We start from the raw sequence: 21,485 nt of genomic DNA on the forward strand, positions 1-21,485 counted from the left end.
CGCGGGCCCTGCCGCCGGACGCAATCACCATTCGGACCCATCCGCCGCCAATTGCTGACTCAGCCAGCGATGGTTCCCTCCGCCCCACGTTCCGGGACCGAGGCGATCAGCGCGGCGAGACCCGCGGCGTCAAGCAGGTCCACCGGCCGCACCGTCGCCCCGTCCCGGACGTAGTGGAACGCCGCACCCACCTGCGCAACCGGAACCCCCGCCAGCTCCGCCCAGGCCAGTCGATAGACCGCGAGCTGCACCGCTGCCGCCGCGGCGGCGGCTCCGGTGGGCTGCCGGCCGGTCTTCCAGTCCACCACGTCGAACCGGCCGCCGGGCCGACCGAAGACCGCGTCCATCCGGCCCCGGACGACCACCCCGGCGATCACCGTCGCGAACGGCACCTCGGCCTCGACCGGCGTCCGATCCGCCCACTCACTGGCCAGGAAGCGCTCCTGGAGTTCGGTGAGCGCCTCGTCCGGTGCGGCGTCCGCATCCGCCGCACCGGGTAACTCGTCCACGTCGAGCAGCCGGCCAGCCCCGAACCGCTGCTCCAGCCAGGTGTGGAAGGCGGTACCCCGACGGGCGTACGGATTTGGTTCGGTGGGCAGGGGCCGGCGCAGTGACCGGGCCAGGGCCGCCGGGTCCCGTCGCAGCGCCACCAGTTGGGTGACCGAGAGCGCGGCGGGCAGCACGACCTCAATCGGGCCAGCCTGTCGGGTCAGCTCGGCCCGCTCGGCGAGCAGCAGATCGGCCTCCCGGCGCCAACGCGCCACCTCCGGGTCGTCGCCACCCAGGACATTGCCACCCAGATCGTCGCCGCCCAGATCGTCGCCACCCGGATCGTCGCCACCCGGTTCGCCCACGCTCGGCACCGGCGGGCCGGCCACCGCGATGCCGCCGGCTGCCGGACGGGGCGGCACCCCCGCTGTCAGGTAGCGCCGCACCAGGGTTGCCGCCTCGGTGAGCACCGGTCGACGGGCACCCAACGGGTCAGCCGGCCACTCCGCCCGAAGCACCACCTCGGTCGTGGGATTCACGGCGTCCGGGGCGGGCTCCGCCGCCCACTCGTCCACCACCTGCCCAGCGCCCCCGTCCCGGCAGGCCTGATGCAGGTCCCGCAGGAGCGCGGAGGGGCCGCGCGGACGTTTGGTGCCCTCCCCCCACCAATGCCCGGAGCAGAGCAGCAGCCGGCGGGGACGAGTCACCGCGACGTACGCCAACCGCCGCTCCTCCCGCTCGTCGTGCGCCCGCCACGCTGCGGTGAAGTCCGCCAGAGCCTGCGCCACCCCGCGCTGCTCCTCCGCCGCGGCCAGCGCCAACACCGGCAACCCGGCAGCGTCGCCGCGCAGCGGGAACGGCAGCACGCCCAGCCCGCCCAGCCAGTGATCGGAGTTGCGCGCCGGACCCGGCCACACCCCGCGACTCAGCCCCGCCACCGCCACGATGTCCCACTCCAGGCCCTTGGCCGCGTGCGCGGTGAGAACCTGCACCGCTCCCTCGACCACCTCCACCTCGCCGGGGGCGAGCCCACGCTCCTCGTCCTCCGCCGCCGCCAGGTAGGCCAGGAAGGCCGAGAGCGTGGCGCCCGGTGTCTCCCCGCTGAACCGGGCCGCGACGTCACCGAGCGCATCCAGGTGCCCCCGGGCCAGCCCAGCGTCGCCGGCCTCGTCCCGGCCGGCACGCACCGCCACCTCCACGTCCAGCCCGATCGTCCGCTCAATGTCCGCGATCAGGTCTGGCAGCGACTGATCCAGCCGGTAACGCAGCAGGCCCAGTTCCTGGGCGGCGGCGCGGAGCCGGGCATAGCCCTCCGCCGAGTATGCCGGCGCCGGCCCCAGATCGGCCAGGGCCTCCACCAGGGTCGCCTCGTCCAGCACATCCGGGACGATCTCCGGCTCGTCATCGGCCGCGAGCTGCCGGCGTGCGGCGGCGATGGCCCGAGCCCGACGGTGCAGGGCCACCAGGTCCCGCGGCCCGATCCGCCACCGGGCACCGGTCAGCAACCGAAGCAGCGCCGCCCCGTCGGTCGGGTCGGCCAGCACCCGCAGGGTGCAGACCACGTCCCGCACCTCCGGGGTGTCCAGGAGGCCGCCCAGCCCCACCACCTCGACCGGCAGGCCCCGGGCCCGCAGCGCCGACTCGATCGCCGGAATCTGGCTGCGCAGCCGGACCAGCACCGCGGTGGTGGGACGCGCCACGACCGGAAGGTGCTCGGGCAACGCCCCGGGCATCCCCGCCGCTCCCTGCCAGGCGCGCAGCAGGCTGTCGGCGATCCAGTTCGCCTCGTCCGCGTAGGTGTCCAACAACGCGCAGTGGACGGTGCCGGCAGCCACCCCACGGGGGGTACGGTGCGGGATCGGGTCCTTGACACTGAGCGCCGCACGTAGCTCCGGCACCCGGGCGCCGGCGGCGCGGAGCGGGGTGGCGAGGGCGTTCGCCACCGCCAGAATCTCCGGCCGGTTACGCCAACTGGTGGTCAGGGTGCGTACCTCGGCCGGAGCGCCGTCGGCCTGGGCGAAATCCGTGCGGAACCGGTCGAGGGTGCCCGCACTCGCCCCCCGCCAGCCGTAGATCGACTGGCAGGGGTCACCGACCGCGGTCACCGGGTGCCCGGCACCGAAGAGCGCGTTCAGCAGCACCACCTGGGCATGGCTGGTGTCCTGATACTCGTCGAGCAGCACCACCCGGTAGCGGTCCCGCTCGAGCGCACCGACCACCGGGTGGTCCCGGGCGACCCGGGCCGCCCGAGCCAGCTGGTCGGCGAAGTCCATCGCCTCGAAATCCTCCTTGCGCCGGGCGTACGCCCGGACCAGCGGCAGCAGCTTCAACCGGACCTGCGCGAGGGTGAGCGCCCGGCGCACGTCGGCGTAGACCCGGCCGGGGCGGGACTGCACGTCGGCGAAGAACCGCCCGGTCCAGGCCGCCAGCTGGTCCGGCTCGACCAGGTGCTCGTCCAACTCACCGGCGAGGGCCAGCACCGCGTCGGTGATCGTGCTCGGCATCCGGTCCACCTCGGACATGTCGCCGTCGTAGGTCCGCACGATCAGGTCAACGAGCTGCCAGCGGGACGCCTCGGTGAGCAGCCGGGTGGCGGGCTCGTACCCAGCGCGCAGCCCGTGTTCGGTCACCACCCGCCCGGCGTACGAGTGGTAGGTGGCGACCGTCGGCTCGCCGGACAACGGATCGTCGAGCGGGTGTCGCCCGGTGCGCCCGAGCCGGCGAACGAGCTGACCGAGCCGGGTCCGGACGCGGTGCGCCAGCTCCCCGGCGGCCTTGCGGGTGAACGTCAGACCGAGCACCTGCTCCGGTTGGACGTACGAGTTGGCCACCAGCCAGACCACCCGGGCGGCCATCGTCTCGGTCTTGCCGGAACCGGCGCCCGCGACGACGAGCAACGGCTCCACCGGGGCGGCGATGATCGCCGCCTGTTCCCGGGTGGGCGCCGGCAGTCGCAGCAGCTTCGCCAACTCGACCGGGGTGTACCGGGGCCCGGCGTCGGCCCGGCGGGGAGTCGGGGTCGCCGCGCTGAACAGGGTCGGCTGGGTCACGGGCCCTCCGCTGGGCGAGTACTCGGCGGTTCGACGACCTGGCGCCCCTGCCCAGACACCGGGCAGCTGGTGCGCACCGGGCAGACCCGACACTTCGAGTTGGCGACCGCGGCGAAGGTGGCGGCGGCCATCGTCTCGGCGGTCCGCCGGACCAGGGCGGTCGCCCAGCCAGCCGCCGGCCCCTCGCCGGCCGGCGGCTGGGCCTGTTCCCGGGCTTCCTTGGTGCCGGTGCCGAGCTGCACCAGGGATGCGCCCCCGGACTCGGTCCCGAACTCGCCGAACGCACCCGCCTCGACCGCGGCCTGGTACGCGCCCAGCTGCGGATGCTCGGCGAGGTCCGCTGCGGTCACCGCGGTCGACTTGCCGGTCTTGAGGTCAACCACCACGAGCCGGCCGTCCGGGTCCACCTCCAGCCGGTCCACCCGGCCCACCAGGTCGACGGGGTGGCGTGGGTCGTCCAGTCGGACGGCGAACTCGTGCTCGATGGCGAGCAGCCGACGCGGGTTGGTGGCCAGCCAGCGCAGCAGCTTGTCCACCATCGCCTCGGCGCGGGCCTGCTCCGGGCCGACCAGCCAACGGGCCGCCAGCTCGATCGCGTCGAACCGGGCCGCCACGTAGTCGAGCAGCGCCCGCCGGTCCGAGCTGGCGTTCTCGGCCAGCATCGCGGCGGCGTGCACCAGATTTCCCACCCCCTGCGCCGCGCTGGCCGGCGCGCCACCGCCATGCCGTTCGAGCAGCCAGCGCAGGCTGCACCGCAGGGCGCTCTCCATCCCGGACGGGGTGACCCGCACCGGCTCGCCGTCGGCGACCAGCGGCCGTTCGTCGGAGAGCGGACGCAGGCCCCACCAGTCGTCCGGGTGCGCCCCGGCGACCCCCTCGGCGGCGAGCCGGGCCAGCTCAGCCGCGGCCGCCCGCCGCCGGGGCACCGGCGCGCTCGGGTCGGTCACCGCGGTGCGCAGCTCCGCCACCAGCGACGCCAGCGTGAGCGCCCGGGGCGGCCGGCTGAGCGGCAACGTGGCCGTCCGGGCGTCGTCCGGTCCCGCGCCCTGGCCGGGTCGCACACCTCCGTCCGGTCCCGCGCCCGCGGCCGGTGGCGCGGCTCCGTCCGGTCCCGCATCCTCGGCCGGTGACGGGTCGGCCACGCCGAGTTCGTGCAGGAACCGGCTCGGCTGCTCGTCGTGGTCATCGCCCCCGACGGCGGCGCTGGCCACGGCGCTGACCAGCAGCCGGCGTCGGGCCCGGGTCACCGCGACGTGGAAGAGCCGCCGCTCCTCGTCCAGCAGGGCCGAGGTCTGGCCAACGACGGAGACCCGCCGCCCCTCGCCGGCCGAGCGGCCGGCGAGCACGTCCACGAGGCGCTCCGACCCCAGCAGACTGCCCCGCAACCGCAGGTCGGGCCAGACCCCCTCCTGCACTCCGGCGACGGCGACCAGATCCCACTCCAGCCCCTTCGCGGCGTGCGCGGTGAGCAGCCGGACCGCGTCGCCCCGGTCCGCGGTCGGGGCGAGAGTGTCGGCGGGCAGGTCCTGCCCGAGCACGTGGTCGAGGAAGACCTCGACCCGCGCCCCGGGCAGCCGGTCGGTGAACCGGGCGGCGGCGTCGAAGAGCACCAGCACCGCGTCCAGGTCCCGGTCGGCGGCCTCGGCGCGACGACGCCGGGCGACCTCCCCCTCCCCGGCCGCCGCCGGGGTGCGGGCCAGCGCCGCCGACCAGAGGTCGGCGAGGCCACTGGCCCGCCACACCGCCCAGAGCACCTCCTCGGCGGTGGCGCCCGGCCGGGCGGCGGCCTCGCGGGCAATCGCCAACAGACCGGCCACCGTCTGCGCCGGCTCCGCCCACCGGCGGTCGATGCCGGCCAGCTCGGCCGGGTCCCGCAGCACCTCGACGATCAGCTCGCCGGAGGGTCGGCGGTCGCCGGCGGCCAGAGCCATAACCCGCAGCCCCTGCCGCAGCCGCCGCTCCGCCAGCGGATCCGCCCCGCCCAACGGTGAGTGCAGCAGGGCGACGGCCGCCTCCTCATCGAGCCGGTCCGGGGCGAGCGCACAGCGCAACAGCAGCAGCAGCGGGGCAACCGCCGGTTGCAGGTGCAGCGGCAGGTCCTCGCCATGCACCACGGTGGGCACCCCGGCGGCGTGCAGGGCACGCCGCAGCGAGGGCAGCGCTCGCCCGGTGGAGCGCACCAACACGGCCATCTCCGACCAGGGCACCCCGTCGAGCAGGTGCGCCGCCCGCAGCGCATGCGCCAGCCAGGCCGCCTCGCTGGCGGCCGAGCGGAACGTACGGACCTCCGCCGTGCCCGCCGCCGCTGCGGGTAACGCCCGGGTCCGCCGGTGTGTGGCCGGGCCACGCAGCCGGCGGGCCAGCCGCGCGTGCGCCGCCAGCAGTCCGGGACCGGCCCGGTACGACGTGGTGAGGACGACCCGCGCCGCCGGCGCACCGGAGGCGGTCCGGAATCGGTGCGGAAAGGTCACCACACCGTCCGGGTCGGCACCACGGAAGGCGTACGTGGAGGAGTCGGGATCGGCGAGGACGACCAGCGCCTTGCCGCCCCCCGCCACGGTCGCCAGCAGCTCCTGCTGGGCAGGGTCGGTGTCGGCGTACTCGTCCACGTAGACGTGCGCCAGCCGGCGCCGCTCCGCGGCCAGCAGCGCCGGATCGTCGAGCAGCATTCCGGTGGCGGCGCGGACCAGCTCGGCCGGGTCGTAGGCGATCGAACCGCGGTTGCCGACATCGCGCAGCGCCAGCACGGCGACGTACTCCCGGAGGAACCGGGCGGCGGCCGGCCAGTCGGCCCGGCCGAGCTGCTCACCCAGCCGAGCCAGCTCCACCGGACCGACGCCCCGCTCGGCGGCCCGCATCAGCAGGTCCCGCAGCTGGCTGGCGAAGGCGCGGGTACGCAGGGCCGGGCGCAGGTCCTCCGGCCAGCCCACCGGATCGTCGTCCGGCTCCTCGCCCACCAGGTCCAGCAACTCCCGAATGATCAGATCCTGCTCGGGGCCGGTGAGCAGCCGGGGCGAGGGTTCGCCGCGCTCCGCGGCGGCCCGACGCAGCAGCCCGAACGCGTACGCCGGGAAGGTGCGTACCAGTGGTTCCCGCAGCACCCGGTGGCCCGCGGCGGCGATCCGGGACTCGATGCGCTGGCGCAGGCCGGTCGCTTGTCGACGACTGAAGGTGAGCACCAGAACGCGCTCGGGATCCACCCCCTCGGCTACCCGCGCGGCAACCGCCTCGACCAGGGTGGCGGTCTTGCCGGTGCCCGGACCACCGAGCACCAGCATCGGCCCGACGGCGTGGCCGATCACCTCCGCCTGCCGGGGGTCGTCGAGCCGCTCGCCCCACCGGCCGTGCTCACCGAACCGACCGTGCTCGCCCCACCGACCGTGCTCGCCCACCGGGGCACGGTCGCTCGGCGGAGTGAACGCCCCTGCCGGCCCGCCGGACCGGCGTACCAGCCGGTATGCCTGCATCCCCTCATCCCACCAGATCCGGCCGACAGATCCACATCCGCCCACGCCCACCGGGCGTCCTGACCTTCACACCGGCGGGGGCGGCCAGGTCGGGCTGCCGCCGACCGGGCCCAACGCAGGAACCGTGCGGTGGCGCTCAGCTCAGCCGGGACTCCAGGAGATCGAGGGCCGCGGGGACGGTCGCCACGACCGGGAGCAGTTCCAGGCCCGCGGGCTTCAGGAAGGTCTGCCTGGCCAGACCACCCAGCCAGTCGAGGAGCGGACGGTAGAAGCCGTCGGCGTCCACCACCGTCATCGGCTTGCTGTGCAGCGTCAGGGTGGCGGTCGTCCAGACCTCGAAGAGCTCGTCCAGCGTGCCGAGGCCACCGGGGAGGGTGAGGAAGGCATCCGACTTGTCGATCATTACCGTCTTACGGTCGGCCATCGACTCGGTGACCAACAGCTCGTCGGAGGCGAGGTCGGCTACCTCCAGATCGACCAGGGCCTGCGGGATTACGCCCAGCGTCCGCCCGCCGGCGGCCCGCGCGCCGGCCGCCACCGCTCCCATCATCCCGACCCGACCACCACCACTGACGAGCGTGTGACCACGGCGGGCCAGCTCCGCGCCGGTCTCGGTCGCCAGGTCCAGAAAGCGTTGGTCAAGCGTGCGGGAAGACGCGCAGAAGACACAGATCGCCGCCATGGTCAGCCCCGACCCCCCTCTTCCGCCGCGGCCTGCTGCTCGGCCGCGGTGACGGCGACGGACTCCTCGCGGATCGACTCCTGCTCGGCGGAGAGCACCGCCTCCGCCTCGACGATGTGCCGCACGGCCGCGTTCACGTCGTCGGTGAGGCAGATCAGATCAAGATCAACCGCTCCGATCTTACCCTCGGCCGCCATCGTGTCCCGCAGCCAGTCGAGCAACCCGCGCCAGTAGTCAGCGCCCATCAACACCACCGGGAACCGGGTCACCTTGCCGGTCTGCACCAGGGTGAGGGCCTCGAACAGCTCGTCCATCGTGCCGAAACCACCCGGAAGCACCACGAACGCCTGGGCGTACTTGACGAACATGGTCTTCCGCGCAAAGAAGTACCGAAACTCGATCGCGACATCGACCCAGTCGTTGAGGCCCTGCTCGAAGGGGAGCTCGATGCCCAGGCCGACAGAGAGCCCGCCGGCCTCGCTGGCCCCCCGGTTCGCCGCCTGCATCACCCCCGGCCCCCCGCCGGTGATGACCGCGTAGCCGGCCCGGGCCAGTGCCCCACCCAACTCCTCGGCCAGCTGGCACTCCGGGCTGTCCGGCCGGCTCCGCGCCGAACCGAAAACGCTCACCGCCGGCTGCAGGTCGGAGAGGGTGTCGAAGCCCTCGACGAACTCGGAGAGGATCCGCAGCGCCCGCCACGCGTCCCGGGTCTTCCAGTCACTGCGTTGGCGGGAGTCGAGCAGCCGCTGATCGGCGGTACTGCCGCCGATCACTGACCGACGTGGTGCCCCGGTGCCCCGGTGCTGGTCCCGCGGGGCCGCACCGGCCGCCTCCCGCCCGTTGCTCTCGCTCATGCAGGCAACCGTAGTGGAGATACGCCGACGGGCGGGGGGACCGGGCCGTTCAGGCGACCGACAGCCAGCGACGCAGCACCGCCGCACCGTCGCGGATCTTCCCGATCTCGACGTGTTCGTCCGGGTGGTGGGCGAGGTTGGGATCCCCCGGGCCGAAATTCAGCGCCGGCGTGCCCAACGCCGCGAAGCGGGCAACGTCCGTCCAGCCCAGCTTGCCGACCGGTGCGGTACCGACGGCGGCCAGGAACTCCTGCGCCGGCGCGGCCTCCAGCCCCGGCAACGCGCCGGACGCCAGGTCGGTGATCGCCACCTCGAAGTCGGCGAACACCTCGCGCACATGCGCCTCGGCCTGCTCCGGGCTGCGGTCCGGGGCGAACCGGTAGTTGACCTCGACCGTGCAGCGGTCCGGCACCACGTTGCCAGCGACCCCGCCGTTGATGCGCACCGCGTTCAAACCCTCGCGGTACTCGCAACCATCGACCGTCACCCGGCGGGCCTCGTACGCCTCGAGCCGGCGCAGCACCTCCCCGGCGGCGTGGATCGCGTTCACGCCGTGCCAGGAGCGCGCCGAGTGCGCCCGTACGCCGCTGGTGCCGACGGTGGCCCGCAGGGTGCCCTGGCAGCCCGCCTCGACGATCCCGTGCGTCGGCTCCAGCAGCAGCGCGAAGTCCGCCGTGAGCCACTCCGGGTGCGCCTCGGAGACGAGGAAGAGACCGTTGTACGCCGACTCGATCTCCTCCGCCTCATAGAAAAAGTACGTCACGTCGTACCGCGGCTCGGTCAGGGCCACCGCGAGGTGCAGCGCGTACGCGACCCCGCTCTTCATGTCCGAGGTGCCGCAGCCGTACATCAGGTCACCGCGCACGGTGGCGGGAAAGTTGTTGTTGATCGGGACCGTGTCGAGATGGCCGGCGAGCACCACCCGCTGGTCCCGGCCGAGGCTGGTACGGGCCATCACGGTGTTGCTGTACCGGTAGGTGGTCAGGTGCGGCACCCCGCGCAGCACATCCTCGACCCAGTCCGCGATCGCCTTCTCGTTCCGGGAGACGGACTCGATGTCGACCAGGGCGCGGGTCAGGGCCACCGGATCAGCAAGGACCTCGGGGGTCAACGGGTTCTTCATAATCCGCACGGTACCGTCACAGAGGTGACCACTACGCAGTCTGCCTGGGGCATCGGCCTGGCCACCGTGACCGCTGACGACCAGGTGCTCGATACCTGGTACCCGACCGGCAAGCTGGGCCTCGGCGAGCTGCCGCTGGTCCCGGGCGAGGATGAGGCGGACGTCCTCGACCTGCCGCCGGGGGCGGTCGGCGACCGGGCGCTGCCGGGTCTGCGGACCGTCCAGCTGGTGACCGTTCTCGGCTCACTGGCCGACCCGATCAAGGACGCCGCGGACGCGTACCTCCGGCTGCACCTCCTCTCGCACCGGCTGGTGCGGCCCAACGAGCTCAACCTCGACGGCATCTTCGGCAAGCTGGCCAACGTGGCCTGGACCTCGGCCGGGCCCTGCCCGCCGGAGCGGGTGGACGAGCTGCGGGTCATCGAGCGGTCCGCCGGCCGCCACCTCACCGTGTACGGGGTGGACAAGTTCCCCCGAATGACCGACTACGTGGTGCCCTCCGGCGTCCGGATCGCCGACGCGGACCGGGTCCGGATCGGCGCCCACCTCGCCTCCGGCACGACGGTGATGCACGAGGGCTTCGTGAACTTCAACGCCGGGACGCTCGGCGCCTCCATGGTCGAGGGGCGCATCACGCAGGGCGTGTTGATCGGGGACGGCTCCGACATCGGTGGCGGCGCCTCGATCATGGGCACCCTCTCCGGGGGCGGCACCGAGAAGATCCGCATCGGTGAGCGGAGCCTGATCGGCGCGAACGCGGGCGTGGGCATCTCGCTCGGCGACGACTGTGTGGTCGAGGCGGGCTGCTACATCACGGCCAGCTCCAAGCTCACGCTGCCGGACGGTCGGGTGGTGAAGGCCCGCGAGCTGACCGGCGTCGACGGTCTGCTCTTCTGGCGCAACTCGGTCACCGGCGGACTCGAGGCGAAGCCGCGTACCGGGCAGGGCATCGCGCTGAACGCCGCGCTGCACGCCAACGACTGACCGGACTCAGCCCGGCGGTGGCTCGGCAAGGCGCACCACCAGGTCAGCCCGGTGCGTCGTGCCCGCCACCAGCTCAGCGTTCACCTCGTCGGTGCCGCCTGCCCAGGCCCGAGCCTGGGCAGGCGAGCGTCCGTACGCCTCGTGCCGGGCGGTGAGCCGGCGCCGCCGCTGCTCCGCATCGAGATCCAGGAACCACGCCTCGTGCAGCAGCGGCCGGATCTCCTCCCACGGCCAATCCGGCAGCAACAAATAATTGCCCTCGGTAACCACCAGCCGGACCGAGGGCGGCACCTCGACCGCCCCGGCGACCGGCTCCTCCCACTCCCGCCGGAACTCCGGCGCGTAGACCGAGGTGGGCTCGGGACGCCGCAGCCGGCGCAGCAGCGAGACGTAGCCGTTGGCGTCGAACGTGTCCGCGGCGCCCTTGCGCTCCGCCCGGCCCAATCGGACGAGCTCGGCCTGCGCAAGGTGGAACCCGTCCATCGTCACCAGCCGGGCCGCCGGCCCGACCGCGGCGACGATCTGCGCGGCCAGGGTGGACTTGCCCGCACCGGGAGCGCCGGTGATGCCCAGCAGCTGGCGGGGGCCGGTGTCGGCGAGCGCGCGGGCCCGCGCCACCAACTCGGCAACAGGTACGACTCGGGCCGGCCCCATCAGCGCAGGACCGGCTCGCTGATCGTGAACCGTGCCTGCACCGCCGCCTGCACCGACTGGGGTTGCGGGTCCAGATCGAGCTCCGGCAGCCTTTCGGCCGTGGCCGAGTAGGACCGGGCGGCCAACGTGGCTGGTCGATCGATGCCGGCATCGGCGAGCTCGACCAGCGCGGTCACCCGGGCGCCGAGGGCCTCCGCGTACTCGTGGGCCCGCCGCAGCGCGTCGGCGATCGCCGCGTGCCGGGCCTCGCGGTAGACCGGGCTGTCCGGACGCAGCGACCACCACGGCCCCGACACCTCGACCTGGTCCTGGTCAGCCAGGCGCAGCATCATCTCGCCCAGGGTGGTGAAGTCGGTAACCGTGACGGTGGTGCGCACGCTGCCGTGGTAGGCGCGCACCTTCTCCCCCGAGCGGCGTAGCTCCGGGGAGACCCGCAGCTCGCCGGTCTCCCGCCGCTCAATCATCGGGCCGTAGGCGTCAAGGAGCACCCGGACGGCGGCCGCCCGCTCGGCCAGCCGGCTCAGCGTGGTCTCCCGGTCCCGGTCCCGGGCCAGCACGGCCACGGCGAACCGGGCCCGCTCCGGCGCGATCTCCCGAAAGGACTCCCCGCGAACCGCCACCACCGGTCCAGCCACCATGCGCACACCCTAGCCGCGATCAGACGACGCCGGCAGGCCCGCCGGCCGCGCGTCACACCCCACCGAGCCGCTCATCACGCCCCACCGGGCCGCACGTCACGCCCCACCGGGCCGCACGTCACGCCCGGCTGGGCCGCGGCAGCCCGGCGGTGTAGCGGACCCGGCCCGCGCGCAGCTGGCAGCCGCCCAGATAACCGCCGGCCGCGCCGACCTCCCGAAGCCAGCCGACCTCCGCGGTGTAGTCCGCACCGACCGGGAATTCGCGGACCTGGGTGGTGTACTCCCGGTCGGACAGCAGGCCCCGGATCGCCCCCGCCTCGTCGTAGCGCGCGGAGAGGCGCTCCCGGTCATCGGAGCGCAGTGCCTCGACCAACTCGTCCAGGTAGGCCCGCACCCCGGCCAGCTCCCGCAGCACCTCGTCCCGGTTGCCCAGCAGCAGGTTGGCCGTCCGCGCCGCCGGGGTGGCCGCGACCCGGGTGCCGTCGCGGAAGCTGCCGGCGGCGAGGGCGAGAACGGCATCCGGTGCCGCTGCCCGACCGGTCGCCCCGGCCAGCGCCCCGGCGAGCAGGTGCGGCACGTGCGACGCGAGGGCGGCGGCCCGGTCGTGCTCGGCCGCGGCCAGCGGCACCACCCGGGCCCCGAACACCGCCAGGAGGAGCCCGGTGAGCCAGCGGAACGGGGCCGTCGCCGGCCCCGGGCACAGCACCCACGCGGCCCCGTCGAGGAGCGTCGGCCCGGCCGCCGCGAGCCCGGCGAACTCGGCGCCCGCCATCGGGTGCCCCGGCACGAACCGGTGTAGCAGACCAAGCCGGGCCGCTGCCGCGGCCACCTCGGCCTTGGTACTACCCACGTCGGTGAGGACGCAGTCGGGCCCGCTGGCCGTGGCAACGGTCGACAGGGTGGCCGGCAGGGTCGGTAACGGTCCGCACAGGAATACCAGCTCCCGTCCGGCGACCGCCGCCTCGACGGTCTCCGGGACCGCCACTCCCCGCTCCCGCGCCTGGTCCCGGGTCGTGGGGTCCGGATCCCAGCCGGTGACGTCCAGCCCGGCATCGCGGAGCCGAAGCAGGATGGACCCGCCGATCAGACCGGTCCCCACGACCGCGGCCCGGACCCCGCGGTACGCCGCCCCGGCCGCGGTGCTCCCCGCATCGGTCACGGTCACACCACCCGCCGTGCTCAGCCGGCCAACCGGTCGGCGACCGCCGCCACGTGCTGGTCGGACGCGGTCAGCGCCACGCGGACATGTCGAGCGCCGGTGGGACCGTAGAGGGCGCCCGCCGCCACCAGGATGCCCCGCCGGGCCAGCCAGTCGACCGTGGCCCAGCAGTCCTCGTCCCGGGTCAGCCACAGGTAGAGCCCGGCCTCCGAGTGCTCGACGGTGAACCCGGCGGCGGTGAACGCGGCGCGCAGCACGGCCCGCCGAGCCCGGTAGCGCTCCCGCTGCTCGGTGGCGTCCCGCTCGTCCGCAAGGGCGGTCACCATCGCGGCCTGCACCGGCGCCGGCATGATCATCCCAGCGTGCTTGCGCACCTTGAGCAGCTCGGCGGCGAGCACCGGGTCGCCGGCGACGAAGCCGGCCCGGTAGCCGGCGAGGTTGGACCGCTTGGAGAGCGAGTGCACGGCCAGGACGCTGTCGTACGAATCGCCGCAGACCTGCGGCGACAGCACCGAGACCGGCTCGGCCTCCCAGCCCAGCGGCAGGTAGCACTCGTCACTGGCGACGACCGCACCGCGCTCCCGGGCCCAGTCGACCACCTTGCGCAGATGGGGTGCAGGCAGCACCCGCCCCGTCGGGTTCCCCGGCGAGTTCACCCAGACCAGGCGGACCCGGGGGGTCGGACCGAGGGCGGTCAACGAATCAGCCCGCACGACCGTCGCTCCGGCGAGCCGAGCCCCGTCCTCGTAGGTCGGGTACGCCACCGACGGCACCACGACCACATCCTGCGGCCCGATCCCGAGCAGCGTGGGCAGCCAGGCGACCAGTTCCTTCGACCCGACCACCGGAAGCACGCCGAGCCCTTCCGGGTCGGCACCGCAGGCCCGCGCCGCCCAGGCCACCATCGCGGCCCGCAGTGCCGGCGAGCCGGCGGTCAGCGGGTACCCGGGGGCGTCCGAGGCGTCCGCCAGCGCCTGCCGGATCGACGGCGGCACCGGGTCAACCGGCGTACCGATGGAGAGGTTGATCAGGCCCCCCGGGTGCGCCGCGGCCAGAGCGGCCGCGGCCTCCAGGGCGTCCCAGGTGAACTCCGGCAGCCGCGCCGAGACCGGCGTGGGCCGGTTCAGTTCGCCTCTCCACGCGGCGCCTGTGCCGCGACGAAGGTGGCGTCCTTCTCCACCTTGCCGATCTTCGAGGCCCCGCCGGGCGAACCCAGGTCCTCGAAGAACTCGTAGTTGGCCGCGGTGTAGTCCTTCCACTGCTCCGGCACGTCGTCCTCGTAGAAGATCGCCTCGACCGGGCACACCGGCTCACAGGCACCACAGTCGACGCACTCGTCGGGGTGGATGTAGAGCATCCGGTTGCCCTCGTAGATGCAGTCGACCGGGCACTCCTCGATGCAGGCCTTGTCGAGCACATCCACGCACGGCTCGGCGATGATGTAGGTCACCGATCTTCTCCTCCGCAGACACGCCGCGATCATCCGCGACGGGTATGAGCCTAGTATCTCCTCGGGGAGGAGGTCGATCGTGCTCCAACCAGAGGATGTGGGACAGCGGGTGGTGGTCCGCCGAATTGTGGGGATTCGCGCAGGACGGCCCCGCTTTTCCGACGCCCTCGGCGAGTTGACCGAGCTGAGCGAGAGCCATCTCACCCTCGTCACCGCGCAGGGTCGACTCAGAGTGCCGAGGTCCGAGATCCACCGGGCGCGGCGGGTACCCCCCTCCCGCCGGCCGGCAGCTGCCGCGGTGGCCGCGCTGGAGCACGCAGCCGACGCTGCCTGGCCCGCACCCACCCGGGCCCGGCTGGGCGACTGGCTGCTGCGCAGCGCCGACGGCTGGACCGGACGCGCCAACTCGGCGTTACCCGTCGGTGACCCGGACCGGCCGCTGCCCGCCGCGATCGACGCGGTGCAGCACTGGTACGCCGACCTCGGCCGACCCGCCCTGATCAACACGCCGCTTCCACTCGCCGCGCCGATCGGCGCGGAGCTCGACGCCCGGGATTGGCGCGGTGGCCCGCCGGTACTCGTCCAGACAGCACCGCTGGCCGCACTGCTGGCCGCACTGCCGCCCGCCCGGCCCGACACCGCCGACGCACCGCCGGTCGAGCTGACCGCCGCGCCGTCGACGGACTGGCTGGCGGTCGCCGCCAACCGCAAGGGCGACCTGCCGGCCGCCGCCCGGCAGGTGCTCACCGCCGTACCCCAGATCCGCTTCGCCCAGGTACGCGTTGCCGGCCGGCTGGTCGCCATCGGCCGGGGAACGGTCACCGGGGCGGGCCGCTGGCTGGGCCTGAGTCTGATCGAGGTGGCACCCGAGGCACGCCGGCGAGGACTGGCCCGGCAGGTGGTCCGCGCCCTGGCCGACTGGGGTACGGCGGTCGGCGCGACGAACGCCTTCCTCCAGGTCGAACAGGGCAATGCCGAAGCGGTGCCGCTCTATCGAGCGCTCGGCTTCACCACCCATCACACCTACCGGACCCGAACCGCACCGGCGGACTGACCGGGGTCAGCGGCGGACCGGCTTCTGCGGCTTCGCCGCCCTCGACTCGGCGTACCGCTTCAATGCCTGGGAACGGTGGTCCAGGCCGAGCGCGACGGCCAGCAGATAACCCAGCAGCACCCCGACCCCGGTGACCGCGGCGTAGAGCCAGATCTGCGCGAAGAAGGTCCCCGCACCGTCACCAAACGGGTTCCTCCCCACCAGCAGCGGCCCGACCAGTACGGTCAGCGCCAGCGCGACGCCGACGGCGGCGGCGATGTCCGCCCCCCACTCGGCGGCAGGCCGGCGTCGGCTCCAGACGAAAGTGACCGCGGCCAGGCCCACCCCGATCACCACGAACATCCCGAGCGACACCCGATCAGCCGCGGTCGTGTCCGTATCGTCGAACCCCAACCAAATGATCAACCGAGCGACCATGTTCGCTACGAACAGCGCACCCGCCAGCCCTCCGGCCGTCCGCCACCGCTGCCTCATCGCACCCTCCCGCCATACCGCCCGCCACCACTCGTACGGGACGTCCTGGCAGGAATGTCTACCACCGGAGGGCGGGTGCCGTCAGGCCCCGGGTCGGCCAGTCGGCGGGGCGGCCAGGATCTGCCGGAACCCCAGCACCGCGAAGGTCATTGCGCCGGCCACGACGAGCAGCAGGTCCACCCAGGTGCCGGCCAGCAGCACGTCCCCCTCCGTGGTGCGGATCCCGGCGACCGCGACCAGGAAGAACCACGGCACGGCGGGCAGCGCCACCGCCCACCGGCGTCCGACAGTAGCCAGGGCGAACCAGCTCAGGGCCACGTTCAACCCGACCGCGACCAACACGGTCACCCCGATCAGATGGTTGCCGACCCGCAGCGGGGCGAGCAGGAGCTCCAGCACCGCGCTGAGGGCCCCGCCGACGACGGCCAACACGCCGCCGGCGAGCCGCAACGCCCGGCCGGCCAGCCGGGCGTTGCCCCGGGCCGGCGGCGGAGCGCTCTCGTCGGGCATCACCGACACCGGCATGGCAGGCAGACTCACCACTGACCGGTCGCGCCGACCGGGGCCCGGTTGACGCCGTCGGCGAGAGTCCGGTCCGAGACCTCCGCGACCGCAGTCCGGTCGTCCGACCCCTCCCCGGCCGAAGTCCGGGCCGAGCCCGCCCCGACCGGCAGCCCGGCGAAGAGGTCGTCCTCCCACCCGTACGGGCCGGAGCCGGGGCCCTTGTCACCGCTGGCGAGGGTGTAGTACTCCACCCCCATGAACTCGCTGCCGAAATTGCCGGCGATCGAGTACAGCCAGGAGTTGTCCGGAATCTGGGTGGCGTGCGCGCGCATCGCCGCCTCCTTCGCGGCGTGCTGCCCGCTCGCGTCGACCCGGGCGGCGATGCGCTCGTCCGGGGTGCAGAACGGCAACTCCACCGCCTCCTGGATGCCCGCGAACGGGTTGTCCGACGAGCCGGCGAAGTGGGTCATTCCGGCCTCCAGCACGCTGCGCGGCATCGCCGTCCAGTAGACCTTCGCCGGAGCGAACCCTTCGGCGGCGGCCAACTCGTGTGCCCGCATCGCCACCCGGTGGGCCTGGATGTGATCCGGATGGCCGTAGAACCCGTTGTCGTCATAGGTGACCATGACCTGGGGCCGGAGCTCCCGCATGAGCTCCACCAACTGCCCGGCGGCCACATCGAGATCGGCCTGCCAGAAGGCGCGCGGGTGCTCGTTGGTGGCCAGGCCCATCATCCCGGAGTCGCGATAGCGGCCGGCGCCGCCGAGGAACCGGTGGTCGGTGACCCCGAGCGCGCGGCAGGCCGCCGCCAGCTCCCCGATCCGGTAGCCGCCGAGCTGGTCAGCTTCGGCCGCGGCGAGCTGCGCCAGCTCCGGCACGTGCACCTCGCCCTCCTCACCCAGGGTGCAGGTGACGAGCGTGACGTGGGCGCCGGTGGCCGCGTAGTGGGCCATCGTCGCGCCGGTGCCGATGGCTTCGTCGTCGGGGTGCGCATGGACCAGCAGGAGCCGGCGATCGGGCAGTGTCGTCACGTCGGTCACTCTATCCGGCGGTTCTCGCCGCCGACCCGGATGCGTCCGGGCAGGTCCGCCACATCACCCACCGCGCCGCCCTACGATCCGACGTGTGGACTATCCGGAGCTGGCCGCACGGACCCGTCGGTTCCGCCACGGAGCGCCGCGGGCGATCTCGGTGGCCGACGACGGCTCCCGGGTGCTCTTCCTTCGCTCCGGCGGGCCGACGGACCCGACCGAGGCGCTCTGGCTCCTCGACGTCGACACCGGGCAGGAGCGGCTTGTCGCCGATCCGGCGGCGCTCCGGTCGGAGGACGCCGACCAGCTCAGCCCGGGAGAGCGCACGCTGCGGGAGCGGCTGCGGTTGAGCGCCGCCGGCATCGGCTCGTACGCCCTCGACTCGGCTGGCCGGGTGGCGATCTTCGCCCTCGGTGGCCGGCTCTTCCGGGCCGACCTGATCCACGGGGACGTGGTCGAGGTGGCCGCCGCCGGCCCGGTGCTCGACCCCCGCCCCGACCCGACCGGGCAGCGGCTGGCGTACGTGACCGATGCCGCGGCCGGGGTCCGTCGGGGGGAGCTTCGGGTGGTCGAGTACGACGGCACCGACACCATGCTCGCCGGCGAGGACGCGGGGGTCATCTGGGGGCTGGCCGAGCACGTCGCGGCGGAGGAGTTCCACCGGTTCCGGGGCTACTGGTGGGCGCCGGACGGTCGCTCGGTGCTGGCTACCCGGGTGGACGAGTCCCGGCTGGGCCGGTGGCACCTGCATGATCCGGCCGAGCCGGCGACCGCGCCCACCACCGTCGCCTACCCCCAGGCGGGCGGACCCAACGCCGAGGTCAGCCTGCACCTGCTCGATCTCGACGGCGGCTGGGTCGACGTGCACTGGGACCGGGAGACCTACCCGTACCTGACCGCGGTGCACTGGACCGACGGCGGACCACTGATCACCGTGCTGCGCCGCTCCCAGCAGCACGGACTGGTGCTCGCGGTGGACCCACGCACCGGGGAGACCCAGGTGCACGCCGAGCTGGCCGATCCGCGCTGGGTGGAGCCGGTCCCCGGTACTCCCGCCCACCTGCCGGACGGGCGGGTGCTGGTCGGCGGGGAACTGGCCCACGACGGCTACGACGCACGGTGCCTCTTCGCCGACGGAACGCTGCTGACGCCGCCGTCGCTCTACGTGCGCCGGGTGGTGGGCCGGCTCCCGGCCGGCTCCGGCACCGGAGCGGCCGACCTGCTGGTGGAGGCGGCCGAAGGCGAGCCGAGCGAGCAGCACCTGTTCCGGGTCCGCACCGCGGTCGGCGGCGGTATGAACGTCCGCCGGATCACCCCGGACTCCGGCTGGCACGTCGGTGTCGTCGGCGGGGACGTGTTGGTGGTGGGCAGCGCCTCCCTGGACCACCCGGGTCTGCGCTGGACGGTCTGGCGCGGTGACCGGGAGGTGGCGACGCTGCGGTCGTTCGCGGCGACCCCGCCGTACGCTCCGCTGCCGTTGTTGGAGCGGGTGACCGATCGGCGGCTGCCGGCGGCGGTGCTCTACCCGGAGAACCACGTCTCCGGCCGCCGGCTGCCGGTGCTGCTGGACGTGTACGGCGGCCCCGGCCACCAGGAGGTGCTGGCGGCGCGGTCGGCGTGGTTGGAGCGGCAGTGGTGGGCCGACGCCGGGTTCGCGGTGGTCGTGATCGACAACCGTGGTACGCCGGGGGTCGCGCCGTCGTTCGAGAAGGCGATCCACCGGCGGGTGGCGGACATGGTCCTCACCGACCAGGTGGAGGGGCTCACCGCGCTCGCCGACAAGCATCCGGACCTGGACCTCGACCGGGTGGCGGTGCGGGGCTGGTCGTTCGGCGGCTGGCTGGCGGCGCTGGCGGTGCTGCGCCGCCCGGAGCTGTTCCGGTGCGGGATCGCCGGGGCGCCGGTGACCGACTGGAGCCTGTACGACACCGCCTACACCGAACGCTACCTGGGCCTGCCCGAGGACGGGATGGACGTGTACGCCCACCATTCCCTGGTGGAGTTGGCCGCCGCCGCCGAGCAGGCCCGGCCGCTGCTGCTGGTGCACGGGCTGGCCGACGACAACGTGGTGGCGGCGCACACGCTGCGGCTGTCGGCCGCGCTGGTCGCCAACGGGCACCCGCATTCGGTGCTGCCGCTCACCGGCGCGACACACATGGCGGCGGGTGGTGTCAGTGAGCAGCTGCTGAGACTGGAGCTGGCCTTCCTCCGTACCCACCTGGGGTGAGCGCCGTCCCCGGCGGGTACGGAGAAAGTCGGGTCAGCCCGCGCGGTGCTGCCCGTTGCCCGCGCCGGTCACCCCACCTGTTTCCGGGCCCAGTCGGCGACCCGTCGCGCGCTCTCCTCCTCGGAGAGATCCTCCACCCGGGTCAGGACCGACCACCGTACGCCGAACGGGTCCCGGATGCTGGCGAAGCGGTCACCCGAGACGAACGTGGACGGGGCTTCCCGGATGATGGCGCCGGCCGCCCGGGCCCGTTCGACCACGGTGTCGACGTCCGGGCAGTAGAAGCCGATGGAGTAGCAGTCCTGCTCCCCCTCGGGGCCCGCGACGAGCCCATACTTGGGCATCGGCTCCCCGAGCTGCAGCAGCCCCTGGCCGAAGTCGAGGACGGCGTGGGCCACGACACCACCCAGCTCGGTCACGTCAACCACCCGCGCACCGAAAACCTTCTGGTAGAAATCGATGGCCCGGCGGGCGTCCGGGATGGCCAGAAAGGGAGTCAGGCTGGTAGCTCCGTGCGGCATGCCGTTCGTGGTGTGCGCGCCGTCGGCGGCTTGGTTCGGATCAGTCATGGGAGTTGACCATAGGTAGGCGCAGCACGCAGCGGCTTGAAGATTCGCGACAGGAATCCGAGCCGGGTACGGCGAACCGGCGGGGTGTCCTCTATCCGGCGCGGCTGCCCACGTTCGCCCGTCTTCCGGCACCAGATTCGGTGGCACAGCTGGTGCGCTGGTTCTGGATTCCAGAGTGGTGTCTCCCGGCCGGGCAGACCTCCCGACAGCAGCTGATCGCGTTTCCCGCCTGCAATCTCGTGGTCGAACCAGCCGGGGTCGGCCTCGCCGGGCCAACGACCCGCAGCTCGTACCGCGACCTCACCGGCACCGGTTGGGCGGTCGGAGCTCTGCTCCGGCCAGCGGCGGCGCCCCACTTCACCGGCGCGCCGGCGGCGCTGCGGGACCGGTACCAACTCCTGGACCTCCCGGTCCTGCGGGAGCGGGTGGGCCGAGCGATGCTCGGATCCCAGGATCCGCCCACCCGGCACCGCCAGGCGGTGGACGCCTTCGCAACGTGGCTTACCGGTACGGTGCCGCCGCCGCAGCACGAGGCGCTGTTGGCCAACCGGATGGCCGATCTCATCGACGGCGATCCGACGGTGCGCACCGTCGAGGATGTCGCCCGCCACCTACGCCTCTCCGCCCGGTCGGTGCAGCGGCTCGCTGCCCGGTTCGTCGGGTTGCCGCCGGCAGTGATGATCCGCCGCCGCCGACTACAGGACGCCGCCCAACGCCTACGGAATGATCCGGAGATGACGCTGGCCGATGTCGCTGCTGACCTCGGCTACAGCGACCAGGCCCACCTCGCGAACGAATTCCGGTCGGTGCTCGGCCTCACGCCGGGCGCGTACCGGCGTGAGGCCGGACCAACGGTCGGCTGATCCGCGACCGCCGGCCACCGCGGGCGGCCGGGCCGGGCCGTCGCGGTCAAAACGAACGGATGGGCCTCGATATGCCGACAGGCCTTTTCAAGAACGGGGACACACGGGACACTGCCTTGCGCGGACGGCTCGCAAAGATCGGCGTAACGTGTGTCAGTTAGCTGCGCCGTTTCTCCGGCGCGGTCGTTGGTGTGCGCATGACGTTGGCAAGCG

At 73.6% G+C, this 21,485-nt stretch carries 18 protein-coding genes; 4 read left to right on the forward strand and 14 right to left on the reverse strand.

Annotation, left to right across the window (positions count from 1 at the left end; all coding sequences use genetic code 11):
* Positions 1–59 precede the first annotated feature (59 nt).
* The 5 genes from H0524_RS03560 to dapE all read right to left on the reverse strand — a co-directional run bounded on the left by H0524_RS03560 (position 60) and on the right by dapE (position 9,665).
* The gene (locus H0524_RS03560; RefSeq protein ID WP_180197358.1) at positions 60–3,539 is read right to left on the reverse strand and encodes an ATP-dependent DNA helicase; all 3,480 of its coding nucleotides are present in this window, start codon (positions 3,537–3,539) and stop codon (positions 60–62) included.
* Positions 3,536–7,006 (reverse strand): ATP-dependent DNA helicase, encoded by a 3,471-nt coding sequence (locus H0524_RS03565; protein ID WP_180197359.1) that lies wholly within the window; start codon positions 7,004–7,006, stop codon positions 3,536–3,538. Before H0524_RS03565 ends, H0524_RS03560 begins: the two co-directional genes overlap by 4 nt.
* Before the next feature lie 136 nt (positions 7,007–7,142).
* On the reverse strand, positions 7,143–7,688 hold the full coding sequence (locus H0524_RS03570; protein ID WP_180197360.1) for a TIGR00730 family Rossman fold protein: 546 nt from the start codon (positions 7,686–7,688) through the stop codon (positions 7,143–7,145).
* A 2-nt stretch (positions 7,689–7,690) separates the two neighbouring features.
* A complete protein-coding gene (locus H0524_RS03575) occupies positions 7,691–8,542 on the reverse strand; it encodes a TIGR00730 family Rossman fold protein (RefSeq protein WP_180197361.1) in 852 nt (283 codons plus the stop codon).
* 49 nt (positions 8,543–8,591) lie between these two features.
* On the reverse strand, positions 8,592–9,665 hold the full coding sequence (gene dapE, locus H0524_RS03580) for a succinyl-diaminopimelate desuccinylase (protein WP_180197362.1): 1,074 nt from the start codon (positions 9,663–9,665) through the stop codon (positions 8,592–8,594).
* A gap of 24 nt (positions 9,666–9,689) precedes the next feature.
* Here dapE and dapD point away from each other — a divergent pair, with 24 nt between their 5' ends.
* A complete protein-coding gene (gene dapD, locus H0524_RS03585) occupies positions 9,690–10,649 on the forward strand; it encodes a 2,3,4,5-tetrahydropyridine-2,6-dicarboxylate N-succinyltransferase (RefSeq protein WP_180197363.1) in 960 nt (319 codons plus the stop codon).
* A 6-nt stretch (positions 10,650–10,655) separates the two neighbouring features.
* On the opposite strand, the gene H0524_RS03590 is transcribed toward dapD, so the two are convergent.
* The 5 genes from H0524_RS03590 to fdxA form a co-directional block, all read right to left on the reverse strand.
* On the reverse strand, positions 10,656–11,303 hold the full coding sequence (locus H0524_RS03590) for a nucleoside/nucleotide kinase family protein (RefSeq protein WP_180197364.1): 648 nt from the start codon (positions 11,301–11,303) through the stop codon (positions 10,656–10,658).
* Positions 11,303–11,941, reverse strand: a complete 639-nt coding sequence (locus H0524_RS03595; RefSeq protein WP_180197365.1) for an SIMPL domain-containing protein — start codon at positions 11,939–11,941, stop codon at positions 11,303–11,305. The genes H0524_RS03590 and H0524_RS03595 overlap by 1 nt, the downstream gene beginning before the upstream one ends.
* Before the next feature lie 118 nt (positions 11,942–12,059).
* Positions 12,060–13,100 (reverse strand): prephenate dehydrogenase, encoded by a 1,041-nt coding sequence (locus H0524_RS03600; protein ID WP_180197366.1) that lies wholly within the window; start codon positions 13,098–13,100, stop codon positions 12,060–12,062.
* 20 nt (positions 13,101–13,120) lie between these two features.
* Positions 13,121–14,227: a succinyldiaminopimelate transaminase gene (gene dapC, locus H0524_RS03605; RefSeq protein ID WP_304610796.1), complete on the reverse strand. Its 1,107-nt coding sequence runs from the start codon at positions 14,225–14,227 to the stop codon at positions 13,121–13,123.
* Positions 14,224–14,550, reverse strand: a complete 327-nt coding sequence (gene fdxA, locus H0524_RS03610) for a ferredoxin (RefSeq protein WP_018216902.1) — start codon at positions 14,548–14,550, stop codon at positions 14,224–14,226. The genes dapC and fdxA overlap by 4 nt, the downstream gene beginning before the upstream one ends.
* Positions 14,551–14,629: 79 nt before the next feature.
* Here fdxA and H0524_RS03615 point away from each other — a divergent pair, with 79 nt between their 5' ends.
* Complete coding sequence (locus H0524_RS03615) at positions 14,630–15,604, forward strand: GNAT family N-acetyltransferase (protein WP_180197367.1); 975 nt, start codon at positions 14,630–14,632, stop codon at positions 15,602–15,604.
* A gap of 6 nt (positions 15,605–15,610) precedes the next feature.
* Here H0524_RS03615 and H0524_RS03620 read toward each other — a convergent pair whose 3' ends face one another.
* The 3 genes from H0524_RS03620 to mshB form a co-directional block, all read right to left on the reverse strand.
* The gene (locus H0524_RS03620; protein WP_180197368.1) at positions 15,611–16,078 is read right to left on the reverse strand and encodes a hypothetical protein; all 468 of its coding nucleotides are present in this window, start codon (positions 16,076–16,078) and stop codon (positions 15,611–15,613) included.
* Positions 16,079–16,159: 81 nt separating this feature from the next.
* Positions 16,160–16,603, reverse strand: a complete 444-nt coding sequence (locus H0524_RS03625; RefSeq protein ID WP_180197369.1) for a hypothetical protein — start codon at positions 16,601–16,603, stop codon at positions 16,160–16,162.
* An 11-nt stretch (positions 16,604–16,614) separates the two neighbouring features.
* Positions 16,615–17,622, reverse strand: a complete 1,008-nt coding sequence (gene mshB, locus H0524_RS03630) for an N-acetyl-1-D-myo-inositol-2-amino-2-deoxy-alpha-D-glucopyranoside deacetylase (protein WP_180197370.1) — start codon at positions 17,620–17,622, stop codon at positions 16,615–16,617.
* Positions 17,623–17,707: 85 nt separating this feature from the next.
* On the opposite strand from mshB, the gene H0524_RS03635 reads away from it, so the two are divergent.
* A complete protein-coding gene (locus H0524_RS03635) occupies positions 17,708–19,840 on the forward strand; it encodes a prolyl oligopeptidase family serine peptidase (protein ID WP_180197371.1) in 2,133 nt (710 codons plus the stop codon).
* Positions 19,841–19,908: 68 nt separating this feature from the next.
* On the opposite strand, the gene H0524_RS03640 is transcribed toward H0524_RS03635, so the two are convergent.
* A complete protein-coding gene (locus tag H0524_RS03640; protein WP_180197372.1) occupies positions 19,909–20,409 on the reverse strand; it encodes a glyoxalase/bleomycin resistance/extradiol dioxygenase family protein in 501 nt (166 codons plus the stop codon).
* A 104-nt stretch (positions 20,410–20,513) separates the two neighbouring features.
* Here H0524_RS03640 and H0524_RS03645 point away from each other — a divergent pair, with 104 nt between their 5' ends.
* Positions 20,514–21,272, forward strand: a complete 759-nt coding sequence (locus tag H0524_RS03645; RefSeq protein ID WP_218941416.1) for a helix-turn-helix transcriptional regulator — start codon at positions 20,514–20,516, stop codon at positions 21,270–21,272.
* Positions 21,273–21,485: the final 213 nt, after the last annotated feature.

The organism is Salinispora sp. H7-4 (assembly GCF_013416675.1).
GTDB lineage: Bacteria > Actinomycetota > Actinomycetes > Mycobacteriales > Micromonosporaceae > Micromonospora > Micromonospora vitiensis.

What these genes read in the sequence shown, in the direction of transcription:
- H0524_RS03565 (WP_180197359.1), bottom strand. Translation starts at nt 7,006, where the DNA reads ATGCAGGCATACCGGCTGGTACGCCGGTCCGGCGGGCCGGCAGGGGCG.
- H0524_RS03570 (WP_180197360.1), bottom strand. Translation starts at nt 7,688, where the DNA reads ATGGCGGCGATCTGTGTCTTCTGCGCGTCTTCCCGCACGCTTGACCAA.
- H0524_RS03575 (WP_180197361.1), bottom strand. Translation starts at nt 8,542, where the DNA reads ATGAGCGAGAGCAACGGGCGGGAGGCGGCCGGTGCGGCCCCGCGGGAC.
- dapE (WP_180197362.1), bottom strand. Translation starts at nt 9,665, where the DNA reads ATGAAGAACCCGTTGACCCCCGAGGTCCTTGCTGATCCGGTGGCCCTG.
- H0524_RS03590 (WP_180197364.1), bottom strand. Translation starts at nt 11,303, where the DNA reads ATGGGGCCGGCCCGAGTCGTACCTGTTGCCGAGTTGGTGGCGCGGGCC.
- H0524_RS03595 (WP_180197365.1), bottom strand. Translation starts at nt 11,941, where the DNA reads ATGGTGGCTGGACCGGTGGTGGCGGTTCGCGGGGAGTCCTTTCGGGAG.
- H0524_RS03620 (WP_180197368.1), bottom strand. Translation starts at nt 16,078, where the DNA reads ATGAGGCAGCGGTGGCGGACGGCCGGAGGGCTGGCGGGTGCGCTGTTC.
- H0524_RS03625 (WP_180197369.1), bottom strand. Translation starts at nt 16,603, where the DNA reads ATGCCGGTGTCGGTGATGCCCGACGAGAGCGCTCCGCCGCCGGCCCGG.
- H0524_RS03640 (WP_180197372.1), bottom strand. Translation starts at nt 20,409, where the DNA reads ATGACTGATCCGAACCAAGCCGCCGACGGCGCGCACACCACGAACGGC.